Below are 2256 nucleotides of genomic sequence, written 5' to 3' on the forward strand. Positions count from 1 at the left end.
TCCAGCTTCGCGCTCTTCGGCACCGCCGCCTCGACGAGATGGGCGACCTCGGCGACCGTCCGCGAAAGGTCGAGCGACGCGCGCGCCCCGCCGCCGCGCCCGGCGAAGTCGAGCATCTGCCGCACGAGCAGCGCCGCGCGCTCCGCCGCCTGGCGCACCTGGATCAGCATCGGCCGCAGCGACGCGTCCTCCGGCAGGTCGCCGAGCGCCAGTTCGACGATGCCGAGGATCGGCTGGAGCAGGTTGTTGAAATCGTGGGCCACGCCCCCGGCCAGCACGCCCAGGCTCTCCAGACGTTGCGCGCGCTCCAACTGCCCCTGCAGCGAGCGCCGTTCTTCCTCGGCGCGCCGCGCGTCGGTGCGGTCGGCGGCGAGGACGATCGCGCCGACGACCTTCCCGTCGGCGCCGACCTCGGGGGTCACGTTGACGACGAAGTGGGCGGGCGCGCCGTGCGGAAGGAGGCGCTCGATCTCGAACTCCATCGCCTCGCCGGCGAAGGCGCGGTCGAGCCTCTTCTGGTTCTCTTCCCGCGCTCCGGGCGCGGCGAGCTCCTCCACCGGGACGCCGATCAGCCGCTTGCGGGGCCGGCCGAAGTACTCCTCGCAGCCGCGGTTGGCCCAGACGAGGCGTCGGTCGGCGCCGACGTAGGCGACGGCGGCGGGGAGCGCGTCCACGATCCGCAGCAGCTGCTGCTGGTAGGCGCGCAGTTCGTCGCGCGCTTGGCGCAGTTCGTCGGAACTCCGGGCGAGCCCCTCGTTGACGTCGCGCAGCGCCCGCAGCCCCCGCTTCCGCACGCCGAGCAGCCGCACCGTCCCCAGCCCCATCGCGGCGAAGAGCAGCGCCGCGGCGGCGCCGAGAATCCGCACGCCGTCGGCGCGGGGCGGGACCGGCCAGCCGCCGCGCGGCACGGCCCAGAGGCGCCAATGCGCCCCCGGGAGGGAGATGTCCAGCGCGACCGGATCGGCGGCGAGCAGCGCCGGATCGCCGCCGATCGCCTCGCCGGGGGCGCCGTTCGGCTCGATCCGCCGCAGGAAGAGCGAGAGCGGCGCGCCGGGGTCGTCGAAGTGGACGGCCCGCAGCACGGCGGGCACGCTCATCACCACGGCGAGGTGGCCCCAGTAGCGGCCGCTCGCCCGCTCGATGATCGGCACGCGCCCGACGAGGGCGGTGCCGCCCTGCACGAGGTGCACCGGGCCCGCGATACGCGGCGCGACCGTCCGTTCCACGGCGAGGACTTCTTCGCGCTGCTCCGGAATCTGCGCCAGGTCGCGCCCGATCGCCGCCAGGTTCCCCGCCCTCGGGAAGGCGTCCACGATCACCGTGCCGCGGACGAGCGCGATGTGCCGCACCTGATTCGGCGCGACGAGGACCTCTTCCGTCAGCCCCGCGAACTCGGCCGGATCGATGCCGCCGCGGCGCGCCACCTCGGCGCGGATCCCGGCCAGCAGATAGAGATTCTGTTCGACCGTCGTCTCGAGCCGCGCGCGGACGGCGCTGGCCTCGGCGACGACGCGCGCCCGATCCTCGGCGCGGCGCCGCGCCTCGGCGCTCCGCTCGACGACGACCGTCACGCCGACGGCGAAGATCGCCGGCGAGAGCGCCGCGGCGACGGCGAGGGCGCGGAGCGGCCGCCGCGAGCCTCCGCGGGCCGTCCTCGGCGTCTCCTCGCGCGGACCACCCCGCATCCTCGCCTCCTCCCCATCCGTCGGCGGGACGCGCCGCCGGGCCAAGGCGATTCTGCGGCGATTGTACAGACCTTTGCCTTCAATTCGGCGGGAGAAGATCGGCGCGACGAAAACGACGCCGTGCGGCGTCGAATGGCGCCCGCGCCCTCTTACTCGCCCCGCGCCGCGCGGCGGCAGACGACGGCGTAGCCCAGCGCGGCGACGGCGAACGCGCCGAGGTTGGCCAGCGCCAGCCCGTTCGCCCCGAGCGGGCCGACGAGGCAGACCGCCGCGCCGAGGAACAGCGCGCCGCGCGCCGTCGCGATCGCGAACTCCGCCCAGAGCCAGCCGCGGGCGAGCAGGCCGATGTAGAGCGCGCCGCCGAGCGCCTCGGCCAGCGCCGCGCCGAGGAGCAGCGCGGCGATGGTCGTCGCCCCCGCGTACTCCTTGCCGAAGAGGCGCAGCACGAGCGGCGCGGCGATCCAGAGCGCGCCGCCGATCGCCGCCGCCGCGGCCACGTTCGCGGCGACGGCGCCGCCGAGCGCGCGGCGGAAGCCGCGGCCGCCGCGCTCGGCCCGCGCCGCGCAGACGA

General features: G+C 76.0%; 2 protein-coding genes. Both read right to left on the bottom strand.

The features are described 5' to 3' along the window. Window positions 1-1685, bottom strand: a 1685-nt coding sequence (locus LLG88_13300) for a PAS domain-containing protein (protein ID MCE5247883.1), incomplete at its 3' end; no start/stop codon positions are given. A 149-nt stretch (window positions 1686-1834) separates the two neighbouring features. Next, window positions 1835-2256: hypothetical protein (locus tag LLG88_13305; protein MCE5247884.1), on the bottom strand; the 422-nt coding region annotated here is incomplete at its 5' end.

The organism is bacterium (genome assembly GCA_021372775.1).
Classification (GTDB): domain Bacteria; phylum Acidobacteriota; class Polarisedimenticolia; order J045; family J045; genus JAJFTU01.